17 protein-coding genes are annotated in these 16018 nt (G+C 72.8%); 9 read left to right on the top strand and 8 right to left on the bottom strand.

Annotation, left to right across the window (positions count from 1 at the left end; all coding sequences use genetic code 11):
* Positions 1-30: 30 nt before the first annotated feature.
* The 4 genes from ABH926_RS23805 to ABH926_RS23790 are packed head-to-tail and all read right to left on the bottom strand — an operon-like array spanning position 31 to position 2783.
* The gene (locus ABH926_RS23805) at positions 31-1272 is read right to left on the bottom strand and encodes an NAD(P)/FAD-dependent oxidoreductase (RefSeq protein ID WP_370367933.1); all 1242 of its coding nucleotides are present in this window, start codon (positions 1270-1272) and stop codon (positions 31-33) included.
* A complete protein-coding gene (locus ABH926_RS23800; RefSeq protein ID WP_370367932.1) occupies positions 1265-1453 on the bottom strand; it encodes a rubredoxin in 189 nt (62 codons plus the stop codon). The genes ABH926_RS23805 and ABH926_RS23800 overlap by 8 nt, the downstream gene beginning before the upstream one ends.
* Positions 1450-1620 carry a rubredoxin gene (locus tag ABH926_RS23795; RefSeq protein ID WP_370367931.1) on the bottom strand — a complete coding sequence of 57 codons (171 nt, stop codon included), beginning with the start codon at positions 1618-1620 and terminating at the stop codon, positions 1450-1452. The genes ABH926_RS23800 and ABH926_RS23795 overlap by 4 nt, the downstream gene beginning before the upstream one ends.
* Positions 1617-2783, bottom strand: coding sequence for an alkane 1-monooxygenase (locus ABH926_RS23790; RefSeq protein WP_370367930.1), 1167 nt, complete (start codon positions 2781-2783; stop codon positions 1617-1619). Before ABH926_RS23790 ends, ABH926_RS23795 begins: the two co-directional genes overlap by 4 nt.
* Before the next feature lie 130 nt (positions 2784-2913).
* Here ABH926_RS23790 and ABH926_RS23785 point away from each other — a divergent pair, with 130 nt between their 5' ends.
* Positions 2914-3510 carry a TetR family transcriptional regulator gene (locus tag ABH926_RS23785; protein ID WP_370367928.1) on the top strand — a complete coding sequence of 199 codons (597 nt, stop codon included), beginning with the start codon at positions 2914-2916 and terminating at the stop codon, positions 3508-3510.
* On the opposite strand, the gene ABH926_RS23780 is transcribed toward ABH926_RS23785, so the two are convergent.
* On the bottom strand, positions 3476-4573 hold the full coding sequence (locus ABH926_RS23780) for a LysR substrate-binding domain-containing protein (RefSeq protein WP_370367927.1): 1098 nt from the start codon (positions 4571-4573) through the stop codon (positions 3476-3478). The two genes, ABH926_RS23785 and ABH926_RS23780, sit on opposite strands and share 35 nt — an antisense overlap.
* A gap of 168 nt (positions 4574-4741) precedes the next feature.
* On the opposite strand from ABH926_RS23780, the gene ABH926_RS23775 reads away from it, so the two are divergent.
* Positions 4742-5245 (top strand): hypothetical protein, encoded by a 504-nt coding sequence (locus ABH926_RS23775; RefSeq protein WP_370367926.1) that lies wholly within the window; start codon positions 4742-4744, stop codon positions 5243-5245.
* Positions 5246-5365: 120 nt separating this feature from the next.
* On the opposite strand, the gene ABH926_RS23770 is transcribed toward ABH926_RS23775, so the two are convergent.
* On the bottom strand, positions 5366-5971 hold the full coding sequence (locus ABH926_RS23770; RefSeq protein ID WP_370367925.1) for a response regulator: 606 nt from the start codon (positions 5969-5971) through the stop codon (positions 5366-5368).
* 85 nt (positions 5972-6056) lie between these two features.
* Between ABH926_RS23770 and ABH926_RS23765 the strand changes: the two genes are divergently transcribed.
* The 5 genes from ABH926_RS23765 to ABH926_RS23745 all read left to right on the top strand — a co-directional run bounded on the left by ABH926_RS23765 (position 6057) and on the right by ABH926_RS23745 (position 11899).
* Positions 6057-8036 (top strand): sensor histidine kinase, encoded by a 1980-nt coding sequence (locus ABH926_RS23765; RefSeq protein ID WP_370367924.1) that lies wholly within the window; start codon positions 6057-6059, stop codon positions 8034-8036.
* Between the two features lie 87 nt (positions 8037-8123).
* The gene (locus ABH926_RS23760; protein ID WP_370367923.1) at positions 8124-9260 is read left to right on the top strand and encodes an FAD-binding oxidoreductase; all 1137 of its coding nucleotides are present in this window, start codon (positions 8124-8126) and stop codon (positions 9258-9260) included.
* 107 nt (positions 9261-9367) lie between these two features.
* On the top strand, positions 9368-10684 hold the full coding sequence (locus ABH926_RS23755; RefSeq protein ID WP_370367922.1) for a sensor histidine kinase: 1317 nt from the start codon (positions 9368-9370) through the stop codon (positions 10682-10684).
* Between the two features lie 133 nt (positions 10685-10817).
* On the top strand, positions 10818-11465 hold the full coding sequence (locus tag ABH926_RS23750; RefSeq protein ID WP_370367921.1) for a response regulator: 648 nt from the start codon (positions 10818-10820) through the stop codon (positions 11463-11465).
* On the top strand, positions 11465-11899 hold the full coding sequence (locus ABH926_RS23745; protein ID WP_370367920.1) for an ASCH domain-containing protein: 435 nt from the start codon (positions 11465-11467) through the stop codon (positions 11897-11899). Before ABH926_RS23750 ends, ABH926_RS23745 begins: the two co-directional genes overlap by 1 nt.
* A 47-nt stretch (positions 11900-11946) precedes the next feature.
* Here ABH926_RS23745 and ABH926_RS23740 read toward each other — a convergent pair whose 3' ends face one another.
* Positions 11947-12693, bottom strand: a complete 747-nt coding sequence (locus ABH926_RS23740) for an SDR family oxidoreductase (RefSeq protein WP_370367919.1) — start codon at positions 12691-12693, stop codon at positions 11947-11949.
* A gap of 128 nt (positions 12694-12821) precedes the next feature.
* Here ABH926_RS23740 and ABH926_RS23735 point away from each other — a divergent pair, with 128 nt between their 5' ends.
* Positions 12822-13289 carry an Rrf2 family transcriptional regulator gene (locus ABH926_RS23735; RefSeq protein WP_370367918.1) on the top strand — a complete coding sequence of 156 codons (468 nt, stop codon included), beginning with the start codon at positions 12822-12824 and terminating at the stop codon, positions 13287-13289.
* Between the two features lie 193 nt (positions 13290-13482).
* On the opposite strand, the gene ABH926_RS23730 is transcribed toward ABH926_RS23735, so the two are convergent.
* Positions 13483-13917 carry a pyridoxamine 5'-phosphate oxidase family protein gene (locus ABH926_RS23730; RefSeq protein ID WP_370367917.1) on the bottom strand — a complete coding sequence of 145 codons (435 nt, stop codon included), beginning with the start codon at positions 13915-13917 and terminating at the stop codon, positions 13483-13485.
* A gap of 174 nt (positions 13918-14091) precedes the next feature.
* Here ABH926_RS23730 and ABH926_RS23725 point away from each other — a divergent pair, with 174 nt between their 5' ends.
* Entirely contained in the window at positions 14092-15993 is a 1902-nt protein-coding gene (locus ABH926_RS23725; protein WP_370367916.1) for a hypothetical protein, read from the top strand.
* Positions 15994-16018: the final 25 nt, after the last annotated feature.

The raw sequence follows: 16018 nt of genomic DNA, 5'->3' as shown, positions 1-16018 counted from the left end.
GCTCTGCATGATCTTCAGCTCGGCATGAGCTCAATCCGCCGAGGCCAGCGCCAGCTGCCGCAAAGCCCGGAACTCCGCCGGCCGGTTCATCGCCACGACCGCGACCACCTTGCCGCGCTGCCGGAACACCACCGAGGCGTCGTGCGACGCGGGATCACCGAGCACCTCGTGCTCCGTGGCCAGCTCGGGGCGGCCGCAGACCTGGATGGTCACGCCGTGCTGGTCCGACCACGACCACGGCAGGCGCGGGTACGGCGTCAGCTCCCCGGCGATCGTCTTGGCGACCGCCGCTCCCTGCTCCATCGCCTCGTTCCAGTGCTCGCCGCGGTGCCGGCCGCCGTGCAGGGTGTCCGGGAGGTTCGCCGCGTCGCCGGCGGCGAACACGCCGGAGGCGGAGGTGCGGCCGTACTCGTCCACCACGACGCCGTCGGCGACCAGCAGTCCGGCGGCCGCGGCCAGCTCGGTGTCCGGGACGGTGCCGACCGCCGCGACGACCACGGCGGCGTGCCATGAGCGGCCGTCCGCGGCGGTCACGGCGTAGCCGCCCCGGCGGGAGTAGCGCTCGACGCCGGTGACGGCCACGCCGGTGTGGATCTCCACGCCGCGATCCCAGTGCAGGGCGCTGAGCGGATCGGCGAGCCAGGCCGGCAGGACGCGGTTCATCGGGCGGTCCGCGGCCTCCAGCACCGACACCGCGCAGCCGAGGGCGCGGGCCGACGCCGCGATCTCCAGGCCGACGAGGCCGCCGCCGATCACCATCGCCGCGCCTTGTCCGGCCAGGGCTCCGGCCAGGGCTGCGGCCAGCGCCGTGGCCGACCGCAGGCTCCTGAGATAGTGCACACCCGGCGCGCCGGCTGCCTCCGCCAGCTCCCGCGGACGGCTTCCGGTGGCCAGCACCAGATTGCGGTAGCCGAGCACGGCGCCGTCGGCCAGCCGCACGGTCGCGGCGGCGGTGTCGACGGCGGTCACCGTCGTGCCGGTGCGCAGGTCGATCGAGTGATCGGTCCAGTACGCGTCGGGCTTCAGGCGGACCCGCTCGCTCTTCACCGTGCCGCGCAGCACCTCCTTCGACAGCGATGGACGGCGATAGGGGGCTTCGGGCTCGGAGCCGACGAGGGTAATCCGGCCCTGATATCCCTCGTTGCGCAGGGTCAGTGCTGCGGTGGCGCCGGCGACTCCGGCGCCCACGATCACGGTGCGGTCCGGCTGGCTGAAGCGCGCCGGCTGCCGCTGCCGCTGCGGCCGCTGCGGACGCTCGGCCCGCTCAGGCACGGCTCGTCTCGACCATCGCGAAGTCCGCCTTGGCCGCGCCGCAGTCCGGGCACGACCAGTCGTCCGGGATGTCCGCCCAGCGGGTGCCCGGCGCGATGTCCTCGTCGGGCCAGCCCACGGCCTCGTCGTAGACGAAGCCGCAGACCTGGCACTCCCACACTTTATAAGCTTCTTGATTCATGCCACGTCCTGCCGTTCGAAATCGATCTTCTCCCGGACCCCGCAGTCCGGGCATGTCCAGTCGTCCGGCACGTCCGACCAGGCGGTGCCGGCCGGGAAGCCTTCGCGAGGGTCGCCGCGGCGCTCGTCGTAGACGTAGTCGCACACAGGGCACTGATACGCGCTCACGCCTTCGCCCCGTACTTCGCGATCAGCCGGTCCCGCTTGCGCGGCTGGAGGTTCGCCAGCCGTACGTCGCCCTCGAAGTGCGCCACCACCTTCGGGTCCATCACCTTGCGCCACAGCGGCGGCACGTACGCCAGCACGATCATCGTCGCGTAGCCGCTGGGCAGTTCCGGCGCGTCGTCGAAGTGCCGCAGCGCCTGGTAGCGCCGGGTCGGGTTGGAGTGGTGGTCGCTGTGCCGCTGCAGGTGGTAGAGCAGCACGTTGGAGGCGATGTTGTTGCTGTTCCAGCTGTGCCGGGGCGCGCAGCGCTCGTAGCGTTCGCCGGTCTTCTGCCGCAGCAGGCCGTAGTGCTCCAGGTAGTTCACGACCTCCAGCAGCGAGAACCCGAACACCGCCTGGATCAGCAGGTAGGGCGCGATCCCGATGCCGAACAAGGCGATCAGCGCGCCGAAGACCGCGACCGACATGGCCCACGCGTTCAGCACGTCGTTGCGCAGCGTCCACGGCTTGCGCCCCGACCGCTCCAGCCGCGCCTTCTCCAGGTGCCAGCCGGAGCGGAAGCTGCCGGCGACCGAGCGCGGCCAGAACCGGTAGAAGCTCTCGCCGAGCCGCGAGCTTGCCGGGTCCTCGGGTGTGGCCACGCGGACGTGGTGGCCGCGGTTGTGCTCGATGTAGAAGTGCCCGTACAGCGTCTGCGCCAGTGCGACCTTCGACAGCCAGCGCTCCAGGTCGTCCTTCTTGTGCCCGAGTTCGTGGGCGGTGTTGATGCCGATGCCGCCGACGGTGCCGACGCTGACCGCCAGCCCGATCGCGTCCACGGTGTCCAGGCGGCCGGTGGACCAGATCCACGAGGCCGTCACCAGTCCCGCGTATTGCAGCGGCAGGTACAGGTAGGTGCACCAGCGGTAGTAGCGCTGGCTCTCGAGGAACGCCAGCACCGAGTCCGGCGGGTTGTCGGAGTCCTTGCCGATCGCCCAGTCGAAGAACGGGAAGACCCCGAACACCAGGATCGGCCCGGCGAACCAGGCGACGCCCAGGTCGGTGGCCGCGGCCAGCCCCCAGGCGATCCACGGGATCATCGGGACCAGCAGGCCCAGCGGCCAGAGGTATTTCTTGCCGTCCCGCCAGGAGGTCTCGGCGGGTCCGGACACGGCGATCGCCGTCATCGTCCGCTCCCTCTTCGTCCAAAACTGCCTTACAAAAGTGCGAGCAGTGTCCAGAAACTAGACAGAAACCTTAAGAGTGTCAAGCAGTCGGCGACGGCCCGCAGACCGGGGTTGAATACAATCGCCAGGGATGACTCGCTACACCGAATCGGTCCGCACCAGCCTGCGGGACCGCGTGCTCGACGCCGCGTACGGCCTGGTCGCCGACGCCGGCTGGGCCGGCCTGCGCATGGCGCACGTCGCCGAGCGCGCCGGGGTGAGCCGGCAGACCTGCTACACCGAGTTCGGCAGCAAGGACGCGCTGGGCCAGGCGCTGGTGATGCGCGAGGTCGACCGGTTCCTGGACGGCATCCGCGAGGTGCTCGACGCGCACGGCGCCGATCTGCGCGCCGGGGTCACCGCGGGCATCGAGTTCACACTGCGCACCGCCGCCGACAACGAGCTGCTGAAGGCGGTCATCACGAGCCAGCGCGGCGGCGACGGCGAGCTGATCGCGCACCTGACGACCCGCTCGGAGCCGTTGCTGGACACCGCGACCGCGATGCTCGGCGCGTACGCCGCGCACGCCTGGCCCGAGGTCGACGACTACTCGCGGGAGCTGGCCGTGGAGTGCGTGGTGCGGCTGACGGTGAGCAACATCGTGCAGCCGGTCGACTCACCGGAGCGCACCGCGGAGCGGATCGCGCGGATCGTCACGCGCGTGGCGCTGCTTCCCGACCCCGAGTAGGTTCGGCTCTTCCCGCTTTTCTGTTCGGGCTTTTCTCTTCGGTGGCCCCGCGCCTCTGGCCGCGGGTCGGGGGCGGCGGGAGGCGGTGAACGTCGCCGCGACGACCGTCATCCTCGGGTTGTGCCTGCTGGTGGCGGTCGGCCGCGCCTGAGGCCGGGTGCCAGTACCGCACCGGGTCTCCGCAGTGCGCCAGCACGTGCTCGGCGAACACCGGCAACAGCGGGTTGTCGGCGTCGTGCCGCCAGGCCAGCGACACCTCCGCGATCGAGCGGGCCGGGGTGACCGGCGGGTAGGCCAGGCCCGGGTAGCGGCCGGCCATGCCCGCGCCGGTCAGCGCGACGGCGCCGCCGGCGACGGCGAACGCCATGGTCAGCGGGTCCTCGCAGCGCTCTGCGATGTCCGGGGTGAAGCCGGCGTCGTGGCAGGCCTGTAGGCAGCGGTCGTAGGTGAGCGGCATCCACACCCGCCGGAAGGCGACGAAGCGCTCGCCGGCCAGGTCGGCCAGGCGCAGGGTGCCGTCCGGGCGCAGGGCGGGATGGTCGTCGGCGACCACGGCGATCAGCGGGTCGCCGCGCAGGGGTGTGATGACCAGGCCGTCCTCGGGCTCCTCGGCGATGCGGCGGTAGAGCGCCACCTCGACGTCGCCCCGGCGCACCGCGGCGAGCTGGTCCTGCGACGGGATCTGGCGGATGCGGAAGCGGGCCTCGGGGACGGCTGCCGCGAGGGCGCGCAGGGTCGGGTGCAGGATGTCCCAGAAGCCGCCGACCACCACGCCGACCCGGAGCCGTCCGGTGCGGGCCGAGGCCAGGCCGAGCATCGCGTCGGAGGCGTCGTCGACGGCGGCCAGCACCCGGTGCGCGTGCCGCAGCAGCTGCTCGCCGGCCGGTGTCGGCCGGGTCGGACCGGCGGAGCGGACGAACAACGGCGTGCGCAGCTGGTGTTCCAGGGCCTTGATCTGCTGGCTCAGCGCGGGCTGTGAGACGTGCAGATGCCGCGCGGCCTCGGTGAACGACCCCAGTTCGGCGATGACCGCGAACGAGCGCAGCAACCGGACCTCGATCATGCCCCGATCCCTCCGACGCGGCCTGATAAGCGGCGCTTATGCACCGGCCCGGATCAAGTATTGGACCGCCCGCGCGGCAGCGGCGCAACCTTGGACCGGCGGCCGGACATCAGTTCCCGCATTCCACGAAACGGGGAGACAACAGTGGCGCGTACCAGGAGAGCGGCGATGGCGATGTCGATCGCGGCGGTGGCGTTGTCGGCGGCGTGCTGGGGGATGCCGTCCGCACAGGCCGACGCACCGGCGAACGGGGCGCATGTCGACGCGACATTCGAAGGCGTCTTCACCTACCACGCCTGCCCGGCCGACGACGCGGCCGGCGACTTCTGTCTGTCGGACAAGCTGACCGGTGCCTCGCTGCCCGGCGTGGGACCGGTCGTCGGCCACTTCGAGGTCGACATCCACTACGGGGCCTTCGGGACCTCCGACTGCGGCCCGATCGACAAGCACGGCGAGTTCACCGCCGCCGACGGCTCGACGATCCACGTCGACGCGGTCGGCACGCTGTGCAAGACGCCGGGAACCGCAGAGTACGTATACGTGGTGACGGGCGGCACGGGGCGCCTGCGTCACGCACACGGCTGCGGGGTGTGGCAGATCCCGGTCGCCGACGCGTATGTCAGCGGCGGTGGCTGGGGCAAGGAGATCCTGACCGGCAGCCTGCACGTGTAGCCGGACCGCGGTCCAGCTCGCACATCGCCTCAGCGGCTATCGAGGCCTCCGTGATCGGGGCCGAGGCCGGCAAACACCGGCGGCGGCGACTAGGTGCGGCACCCTTCCACCACCCGCACGCTAGATCAGCCCGGCCTCCGTCGCGATCCGGATCGCGTCCACCCGATTGCGCGCCTCCAGCTTCGCGATGCACTCCGTCAGGTAGTTCCGCACCGTGCCGGCCGACAGGGCCAGCCGGTCTGCGATCTCCTCGACCTCCGCGCCGGTCGCGGCCGCGCGCAGCACGTCGGTCTCGCGAGGCCGCAGCGGGCTCGGCCCCTGGCGCAGCGCGGCCAGGGCCAGCTGTGGGTCCACCACTTGTTCGCCGGCGGCGATGCGGATGATGGCGTCGGCCAGCGTGTCGGGCTCCACGTCCTTGGTGAGGAAGCCGGCGGCCCCCGCGTCCAGGGCGCGGCGCAGGAGGGCGGGGCGGGCCAGGCCGGTGAGGATCAGGACCTTGCAGCGCGGGGCGGTGCGGGCCAGTTCGGCGGCGGCGGCGATGCCGTCCAGGCCGGGCAGCTCGATGTCCAGGACGGCGACGTCCGCGTCGTGCCTGGCCACCGCCGCCGCCACCTGGTCGCCGGCCGGGACCTCGGCGACCACCGTGATGTCGCCGCGCAGTTCCAGCAGCTCGCGCATGGCCTGCCGGAGCAGGGCCACGTCTTCGGCCAGCACTATCCGCACCATGAACTGCTCCCCCGTCTCTCACACACGAGGGTATGAGAATCTCATACCCGGGCTGGGGACGTGGGCGTATGGAGAGCGGGGGGCGATGGCCGGGGTACGGGTACGGGGGGACACGACGCGGGACGCGGACAGGCGCACTTTCGGTGTCCTGTCGCGGGTCCCGGGTCCCGGGGCGATCCGGCCGATCGTCGCGGGCTGGCTCGCGGCCGTGGCCACGGTGCGCTTCGGCGTGCTCGGCGGCGCCGGGGCCGGCTGGACGGTGTGGACGGTGGCGCTGCTCGCGCTCCAGGTCGCGGTCCAGGCCTCGTACATCGTCGCCGGACGCCGGCTGCGCGGCACGGCTCTCGGCTGGTGTGTGGTGGCGGCGCAGGCGGTGCTCACGTACCTGCCGTTCGTGTTGTTCGGCCACAACTGGATGGCCGGCAACTCGGGCTTCCTGCTCGGCGCCGTCCTGCTGACCGCCGGGCCGATCGCCGGGCTGCCGCTCGCCGTCGGCGTCGCGGCGGGCGAGGTGCTGCTGTCGTATTCCGTGCTGCACATGACGCAGGCCTCGTACATCGCATACGCCGTGACGGCGCCGGTGGACAACGGCGTGCAGTTCTGGAGCCTGGTGACGCTGGCGCAGGTCGCGGCGGACCTGCGTACCGAACGCACAGAGCTGGCCCGCTTGGCCGAGGCCGAGGAACGCTCTCGGGCCGAGCGCACTCTCCGGGACGTCTTCGACCGTCTGCTGGTGGGCCTCGAAGACCACGTCACCCGCGGGTTGCGAAGCCTTGCGGTGTCGTCCTCGCAGGCCGCGGATGACGTGGCGGCCGCGGTGCGGACAGCGCGGGAGTGCCAGTCCGTGGTGCGGTCGGCGGCCGACTCCGAGCTTCATCCGGAAACGGACTCGCCGACCGCGCACGACGCCGGTTCGGTCCGCAGCGCGCTGAGCGGGCAGCTGGTCGCCGTGGTGGCGCTGAACCTGCTGCTGGTCGCCTACTTGCTCCAAGGGCTGCTCGACGGGGTGGACGGCCAGATCACCGCCCTGCTCGTCCCCGCCTCCGGGGCGATGATCCTCGGTGCGATCGTGGCCCTGTACCGGCGGCGGGACGAGTTGGGCCGGCCCGGTTCGCGGGTCGCGGCGTACCTGCGGGTCGTGGCCGTCGGGGGAGCCGTGGCCTTTCCGGTGGTGTCCGTCGTGATCGCGGTGCTCACCGCGCCCCCGGCGGGCGTGTGGGCCGGGGCCGGGTTCCTGGTGGCCGGGATCGTGCTGGTCCAGTGGCGCGTCGGCATGACCTGGGGAGCGCTGCTGGCCCTGCCGGCCGGCACCGTCGCCCTGATGGCGGTGATCACGCCGGACAGCTACACCTCCTCGGCCGACATGATCTATTACTTCGCGAGCATCGCCGCGATCGGCGCGGACTCCTACGGCATGGTGCGCCTGGTCCAGTTCGAGGGCGCGCTGGCCCGGACGCGCCGGCGTGCGGTGACGCTGGCCGCGCTGCGGGAGCGGACACGGGTCGCGCGGGACGTGCACGACCTGCTGGGGCTGGGGATCACGACGCTCGTGCTGAAGGGGGAACTCGCGGCGCGGCTGCTCGACAGCGATCCGGAGCGGGCCCGGACTCATCTGACGGAGATGCGGCGGCTCGCGGCGGAGGCGGCGGCCGGTGCCCGGGCCGTGGTCGCCGCCGGCGGCGGGGGATCCGAGGCGTCGGTGCGTGCCGAGTTGGTCAGTGCGGAGCGGACGTTGTCCGGCGCCGGGATCGCCGTCGACCTCCAGGTGGCCGAGGAGACGGCTTCGGATCCGGTGGACGCGGTGTGCGGTGTCGTGCTCCGCGAGGCCATCACCAATGTTCTGCGACACTCCGCGGCGGAGAAGGTGCGCATCGCCTTCGGCTTCGAGGCGGGGCGCGTCCGTCTCCGGGTGGAGAACGACGGTCTGCACGAGGCGGCGGCAGACCTCGGGCCCGGGGGACGGGGCCTGCGGAACATGGCGTCGCGGGTCGCCGAGGCCGGCGGCGAGTTCGACGCGGCGGCGGCCGACGGCTGGTTCCGGTTGTCGGTCGACCTGCCCATGTGAAGTTTTCACGCGGCGACGGGGAATCCGTTACCGCGATGGGTGATCACCGCACTTACCTGGTGAAACGTCCGCTGCGACGATCGAGGCATGGAACGAGCTGAGGCGGGGCCCGGCACCGTGCGGAACGCCGGGGACGCTGTGGATCTGGTGCGTTTCGCGCCGTGCGTGGGAGCGCGGGTGGCGGTCTGGACCGGCGCGTGGGACGCCTTCGACGCGGACGCGATCGTGGTGCGCGCCGACGGTCTGGACCGGATCTCGGTCTGCGCGCGGTCGCGGATCGCGCGGGTCGGGGCCGGGGTGAGCGCGGGGGAGTTGAGTGCCGCGCTCGCTCCGTACGGGTTGATCTCCTCCGCCGCCGGCTTGAAGCACGAGCGCGTGGCGGATCTGGCGCTCACCGGCGGGATCGGGTGGTTCGCGCGCAAGTACGGGATGGTTTCCGATGACGTGGTGGCCTTCGAGATGGTGGACGCTGATGCGAACCTCTTGCGGGCCAGCGCTCATGAGAACGAGGACCTGTTCTGGGCGTTGTCGGGCGGCGGAGCGGGCTTCGGGCTCGTCACCGCCGTGGAGGTGCAGCTGCACGCGGAGCCCGACGTGTGCGGCGGGACGATCGTGTGGCCGGCGGCTGCCGCTGCGGAGGTCATGGCGGCAATGTCGGAGGTAGCCGCGTCTGCCTCCGAAGGTCTCTCGGTCAGGGTCACGAGGGCGCAAGTCCCTGGCACGGCGGCGACGGTTTCGATGTCGGCGGCGTTCCTCGGGCCTGAAGAGGAGGCCAGGGTGATGCTCAAACCGTTCGCGGCGCTCGGGGGCGAGGTGCTGGACACCTGTCGGCTTCTGGCGCCCGTGGAGATCGGCGGGTTCGCGGGCGATCCGGTGGAGCCGGTGCCCGGGCGGGCTCGGGCGGCGGTTGTATCAGGGCTCGACGACATCCTGGATGCCCTGGACGTGCCGGACGCGTCGGCCGTCCAGGTGCGGCAGCTCGGCGGACGGCTGGCGGAGGCTTCCACGAAGGGGCCGCACGGCGCGCTCGAGGGCGAGTTCGCGGTCTTCCTCACGGGTCCGGCGGCGAGGCGGGAGGCCGTGACCGCCCGGACGCCGCTGGCCTGGCTCGGCGCCGGCGATCCGGTGTCGCGGGCGTTCGGCGAGGCGGAACTGGGGCGGCTGCGCGAGATCAAGGCGGCGTGGGATCCGAACGGCGTGTTCGTCGGGCGGTGTCTCGATTGAGCGGGCAGGACGCCCAAGCGGCCGTCCGGATAGGGCGGTTAACCGAACCGTGGAACCTTCGTGCCCGCACCCTGGGCCGGCGGTTCGCCGTCGATCATGATGGTGGCATGCTCACCACGCCGTCACAGGCCTCCGGGGACGTCGCCGAATCCGAAGGACCGCGGATCGGTTTCATCGCGGCGTCGCTGTATCTCGTCGCCAGTTCGGTGCTGTGGGCTGTCGCGTTCGCTGCGGTCAGCGCGCTGCTGCTGCTCGGCGTGGTGTTGTCGGTGACGCCGCTCGGGCCGTGGGTGATAGCGGTGGGGGTCGCGGCGGCGCGCGGGTTCGGGGTGCTGTACCGGGGGCTGGTGCTGCGGCTGTTCGGGGAGCGGTTGGAACCGCCGGCCGAACGCACCGAGCGGGGGGCCTTGGCGTGGCGGCGCTTCATGCTCAGTGCCGACGGCGGCGGCTGGATGGAGGCCGCGTTCCTGTCCGTGCGGCTGCCGGTCGCGCTGCTGAACCTGGTCGTCGGCGTGGGGCTGTGGGTCTACGGATTGCTGTGGGTGTTCTGGCCGCTGATGCGGAACTGGGACGATCTCTACACGCGCCAGCCGGACGGCACCATCCACCGCGGACTGCACATCTTCGGGTTCTGGTTCGACACGCTGCCGCGCTCGTTCCTGCTCACCGCGGCCGGGCTGCTGACCGTCGCGCTGGCGGCGTGGACGGCGCGCAAGCTGGTGCGGCTGGACCTGCGGTTCTACCGCGTGGTGCTCGGCTCGGGCCGGATGGCGGCGCGGGTCCGGCAGCTGGAGCGCTCGCGCAGCTACGCGGTCGACGACTCGGCGGCGACGCTGCGCCGCATCGAGCGCGACCTGCACGACGGCGCGCAGGCCCGGCTGGTCGCGCTGGGCATGCAGCTGGTGATGCTGAAGGACAGCCTGGGCGGCGAGGCGGCCGACGACCCGCGGCTGGAGAACAGCCGCGGCCTGATCGACCAGGCGCAGCTCACCGCGAAGACCGCGATCGCCGAACTGCGCGACCTGGTCCGCGGCATCCACCCGCCGACGCTGGACCAGGGTCTGGAGACGGCGCTGCGGACGCTGACCGCCAACGGCCCGATCCCGGCGGACCTGACGGTGCGGGTCGCCGAGCCGCGGCCGGCCGCCGCGATCGAGACCATGGCCTACTTCTGCGCCGCCGAACTGCTCACCAACGTCGCAAAGCACGGACACGCCACGCGCGCGACCGTGACGGTCGAGGCCGACGCGCGGCAGCTCACGCTGCGCGTCGCGGACGACGGGCACGGCGGCGCCCGGATGCGGCCCGGCGGGGGGCTGGCCGGGCTGGCGGACCGGGTCGGGACGGTGGACGGGATGATCGGGATCGACAGTCCGCAGGGCGGGCCGACGGTGGTGACGGTCGCGTTGCCGGTGAAGGCTTGAGGTGCGCGGGCTTCCTACCGGAACGCCTTCCGTGGCGGCCGAAAGGTTGATCGCGTGAGCGCCCTCGCACGCTACCGTGGTGCCGTCCCACCTGCGGCCACCGCCGCCACCGCACCGAAGGGCGGTCACCACCGTGCGCATCGTCATCGCCGAGGACACCGCGATCCTGCGGGACGGCCTCGTGCAACTGCTCAAGTCGCGCGGGCAGGAGGTGGCCGCGGCGGTCGGCGACGCGCCGGCGCTGCTGGCCGCGGTGGACGAGCACCGGCCGGACGTCGCGGTCGTCGACATCCGGCTGCCCCCGGACCACACCGACGAGGGCGTGCGGGCGGCGGTCGAGCTGCGGCGGCGGCATCCGGACCTCGGCATCCTGATGTTCTCGCAGTACGTCGAGGCGCGCTTCGCCACCGATCTGCTCGCGCACAGCTCCAAGGGCGTCGGTTATCTGCTCAAGGAGCGCGTGGTCGACATCGACGACTTCGTCGACGCGCTGACCCGGGTCGCCTCCGGCGGCACCGCGCTGGACCCGGAGGTCGTCACCCAGCTCGTCGGGGCCAACCGGCGGCCGGACCGGGCCGAGCGCCTGACCCCGCGCGAGGCCGAGGTGATGGCGCTGGTCGCCGAGGGCCGGACCAACGCCGCGATCGCCGCCGCGCTGGTGATCGGCGAGCGCGCGGTCGAAAAGCACGTCGCCAACATCTTCACCAAGTTCGATCTGCCGCAGACCGACGTCGACCACCGGCGCGTCCTGGCGGTCCTGCGCTATCTGGGAGTGAGCTGATGATCGCCGAATCCGCGGTGGCGGGGCTTCCGACCACCGGCTTCGCCTTTCCCGGTCCGCTGCGGGACCGGCTCAACGCCGCGATCCTGGACGGGAGCAAGACCTCGACCACCTCGCTGGTGCTGGAGTACCGCCGGGAGAACGAGCCGTTCCCGGAGGTCGGGCGGCGGGCCGTGATGCTCGGCAGCGACGAGCGGCCGGTGGCCGTGATCGAGACGACCGAGGTGCGGGTCGTCCGGCTCGGGGACGTCGATCTGCGGCACGCCGTCGACGAGGGCGAGGGCTACGCCTCCGTCGCCGAATGGCGGGCCGGGCATGAGGATTTCTGGCACAGCGACGACATGCGGCGCTACCTCGAAGATCCGGAGTTCACCGTGGACGACGACACCGAGGCGCTGGTGGAGCGCTTCAGGGTCGTCGCCCTCGTGGGGTAGCTGGGGTAACCGGGTAGCCGGAGTAGCCGTAGTAGCCGGAGTAGCGGCTACCGCTGCTGCTCCAGCCACTCGTCGAACGTCGTCGGCGCGATGTGCACGCGCTCCCCGGGCAGCAGCGTGTTCCCGGCCATCGCCAGGCCGAACAGGCCGCCGTCCCACGTCGGCTCCAGCTTGACGCTCTGGCCGCGGGCCTCCAGGGTCCGCCGCGCCATGTCCACCATGTCCTGCTTCTCCGGCCCCGCGACGTCGGCGAAGCGGCCGGCGGGCTGGCCGACGGCGACCATCGCCAGGACCGCCGCGACGTCGGCCGGCGCGATCGGCTGGAGCAGCAGCGGGGCGATCGGGGCGACGCCGTCCTGGGTGACCCAGCCGGCGACCATGGCCGGGAAGTCGTGGAACTGGGTGGCCGGGACGATGGTCCACGGCACGCCGCCGGCCTCGACCAGCCGCTCCTGCTCCCGCTTGCCGGCGTAGTGGGCGTTGCCCTCGGTGCGGTGGACGCCGACGATCGACAGCAGCACGTGGTGCCGGACGCCGGCCCGCTCCTCGGCGGCCAGCAGGTTCTCGGTGGCCTTGCCGAACCAGGCGACGGTCTCCTCCAGCGAGCCGGCCGGCCCGTTGCTGGCGTCGACGACGGCCTCCACGCCGGCCAGCGACTCGTCCAGGCCGTCGCCGGTGACCAGGTCCACGCCCTGCTTGCGGCTGATGCCCACCACGTCGTGCCCGGCGCGCTCCAGCGCCGCGACGGTGAGGGTTCCGATGTTGCCGGTGGCGCCGGCGACGGCGATGCGCATGGAGTTCTCCTTGGTCGCGGGACCCGTCGGGACCCGTCGGGTCGCAAGACCCTGCTGCGTACGGGATCGTGCCGCCGACTCTATCTCGGACTAAATAGATCCGCAATCTCTGAGATAGAATCGCCGACATGAAGTTGCCGACCAGCACGGAATGGGTTCTGCACTGCGCCGCCTCGCTGGCCCAGCTGCAACCCGGCCAGACCGCCTCGGCGGCGCAGCTGGCGGCGTACTACGACCTGCCGGCGCCCTACCTGGCCAAGCAGCTCCAGGCGCTGACCCGCGCCGGGATCCTGGCCGCCACCACCGGCCCGCGCGGCGGCTTCCGCCTGGCCCGCCCGGCGAAGGACATCACGATGCTGCAGGTCGTGGAGGCGGTGGACGGCGCGGCCGCGCCGTACGAGTGCCGCGAGATCCGGCAGCAGGGGCGCGGCGCCCTGGCCGTCGAGGAGTGCCAGGAGATGTGCCCGCTGGCGCGGACGATGGCCGAGGCGCACGCCGCGTGGCGGGCCAGCCTGGCGGCGGTGTCGCTCGGCGACGTCCTCGACGAGCTGCCGTCCGGCGCGCCGGCGCGGACGCGGCGGATTCTCATGGGATGAGGCCAGGGTGAGGCTGGGGTGAGGCGGCGGGGGCTTTTGGTGCGCGAACTGCGAGCGGAGTTGGTCGGCGGCCCGACAGCTCAGCCTGCGCGTTAGCCCTGCCAGCCCCGCCAGCCCCGGCGGTCCTGCAAGCCCCGCCAGCCCTGGAAGCCTCGCCAGCCCTGCCGGCCCCGCCGCCGAGCCACGCGCCTGGCTACTTCCGCCGGATCTCGCGCAGTCCGCCCTCGGGCGTCCAGAACCGGATCACCAGCTCGTCGTTCTCGACCGTCGTGAGCACCGCCTCGCGGATGTCCAGCTCGAACAGGTCCGAGCCCTCCGGGTCGCCGCTCGGCACCGCCGTCGCGACGCCCGACAGCTTCGCGTCGCCGCCGTCCATGGAGCCGTCGCCGGGGTTGGCGTGCAGGGCGAAGCGGCCGTCGCGCTTGAGGTCCTTGCCCTTCAGCGCGTCCGCCATGGAGCCGATGCGCAGGTGGCCGTCCTCGGTGAGGTCGACTTCGGTGCCGCTCACCCGGGGTGAGCCGTCCTTGCGCAGGGTGCCCAGCACGTGGTGCTTGGTCGCGGTCAGGCGGGCGCGGATCCGGGCGGCCAGATCGGGCGCGGAGTCTGCGAATTGCTGCCAGGTAGCCATAGCCTCCCAGTCTGCCCCAGGGTTCTGACAAAGCGGTGTCGGCCACTCATGGCAAACAACTGACAAAGAGTGCTCTTGGTCTGTCAGGGTGGGGGTAGCGGTGCGGTGGCGCGGTGATTGTGGTGACCATCCGCACCGTGAATCGTTCTCACCCCGAAAGAAGGGAGAGCCCTCGTGCTCGACGATCGCGACCGCCCCGCCGGCGGGCGGGAGGATCTCGAGGCGGCTTTGGTGCTGCACTATTCGCGCCTGGTCCGCATCGCGTACCTGGCGCTGCCGCCGGAAGGCGACCGGCACGGCCGGGTGCTGGCCGCGCACGCCATAGCGCAGCGCACACTGCCGGGCCGGTGGCCGCGGCGCTCGCCGGCTCGGGTGGACGGCGACTCCTACGCCATCCTGCGCCAGGCGGTCGTCACCGCGGTGCTGCGCCGGACGTGGTGGCCGCGCTCCCTGCACCAGCCCTATGTCTGGGGTCTGCGATTCTTCCCGCTCGGCGGCGGCTCGCAGGAGCTGGCGGTGGACGCCGCGCTGCGCGGGCTGAACGTGACCGCGCGCATGGCGTATGTGCTGCTGGCGCTCGAAGACCTCGGCGCCGACGAGGTGGCCGCGCTGCTCGCCGGCACCGGCGTGCGCGGCGTGCCGGCGGCGCTGGAGACGGCGCAGCGGCTGCTCGCCGAGCACCCGGCCGACGTCCTGGAGTCCTCGGAGTTCGACCCGTGCACGCTGCGCACCCGCCCCACCGACCTGTCCCGGCGCCGACGCCGGATCCGGGTCGCGGCGGCCGCCGGCGGCGTCGCCCTGGCCGTGCTGGCGGCCGTGGCGGTCGGCGTCGGCGGCTCCGGCTCGACCGGCGCCGCCGCGGCCGCCGACGCCGCGAGCGCCGCCGCCGCGCACACCCCGGTCCAGGTGGACCCCGCCGCGTGGCAGCAGAGTCCCCGGCTGGACTTCGGCGTCTGGCCGGCGCGCGGGGACGGCGACGCGGCCTCCTCGGCGGCGGTCGAGCCGGCACTGGACGCCTGGGAGACGCGGCGTCCTGATGTCTACAAGCCCGGGCCCGGTGCCGCCGACGCTCCGCCGCTGCAGCCGGTCCACGTGCTGTGGAGCGGGCACCTGGACGGCGCGACCGTCGTGCTCCTCTTCGACTCGACGCGCCTGGCTCGCTACACGCAGCCCGACGCGCCGACACCGGCCGATCCGGTCCGCCTGGACGTGGTGCGCGCCGACGACTCCGACCCGGCATCGGCCGGCGCCGTGGTGCTGCGGTCGGCGGCGGCGGGCGAGCGCTGGCTGGTGGCGCCGTGGGTGGACACCGTCGGTATCAGGGATCTGCGAATCCCGGGCGCCGCCACGACGCCGGTCGCGGTGTCCGACGGCGTCACGGCCGCGGTGCCCGCGCCCCCGGCGTCCGGCTGCGCTTCCTGGCCGGTGCTCCAGCTGCACACGGCCCCGGCGGTCAGCGGCCAGACGGTCGCGATGACGGACCTGGGCGGCGTGACCGGCACCCACCTGCTGTACACCGCGCCGCCGAAGACCGACCCGGCGCAGGTTCCGCGCGAGGTGGCGGCCCCGGACACGTACGGCGCCGAATTCCGGGTGGCCTGCGGCCTTTCGTCGTTGCGGGGCCAGGACGTGAAGCAGGTCGACACGTGGGTCTTCGCCCAGCAGCCGCTGCCGGCGTCTCAGGGCCTTGCGTCGTGGGTCTGCGTGCGCGCCGACCAGTGGAACGGAAGCGGCTCGGCCACCAGCGAGTTCCTGCCGCCGTCGGCGCAGGCCGCGGCGACGGTGACCGGTACCGAGGCCGACGGCCGGTCGTGCTCGGCGCTCGGGCAGAACGTCGTCGCGCAGGCCCGGTGGCGGGCCCCCGACGGGAAGATCTATCTGCTCGTCGCCGGGACGCGGCACGTGGTGAAGGTCGCGGTCGTCGACGGCGCCGGAACCGTGCGGCAGACGGTCGCGGCGCCCGAGCACACCGCGGCCGTGGTGCTCACCGGTCCGGCGGTCGCCGCCGGCAGCGGCGTCGGCGTCCTGGACACCGGCGGGCAGGTGCGGCCGATGGATCCCCGGCAAGGGCAGTAGACGATCGGCGGCCGTGCCACAATCC

Source organism: Catenulispora sp. GP43 (assembly GCF_041260665.1).
Classification (GTDB): domain Bacteria; phylum Actinomycetota; class Actinomycetes; order Streptomycetales; family Catenulisporaceae; genus Catenulispora.
This window is presented reverse-complemented; position numbering and strand designations above follow the sequence as displayed.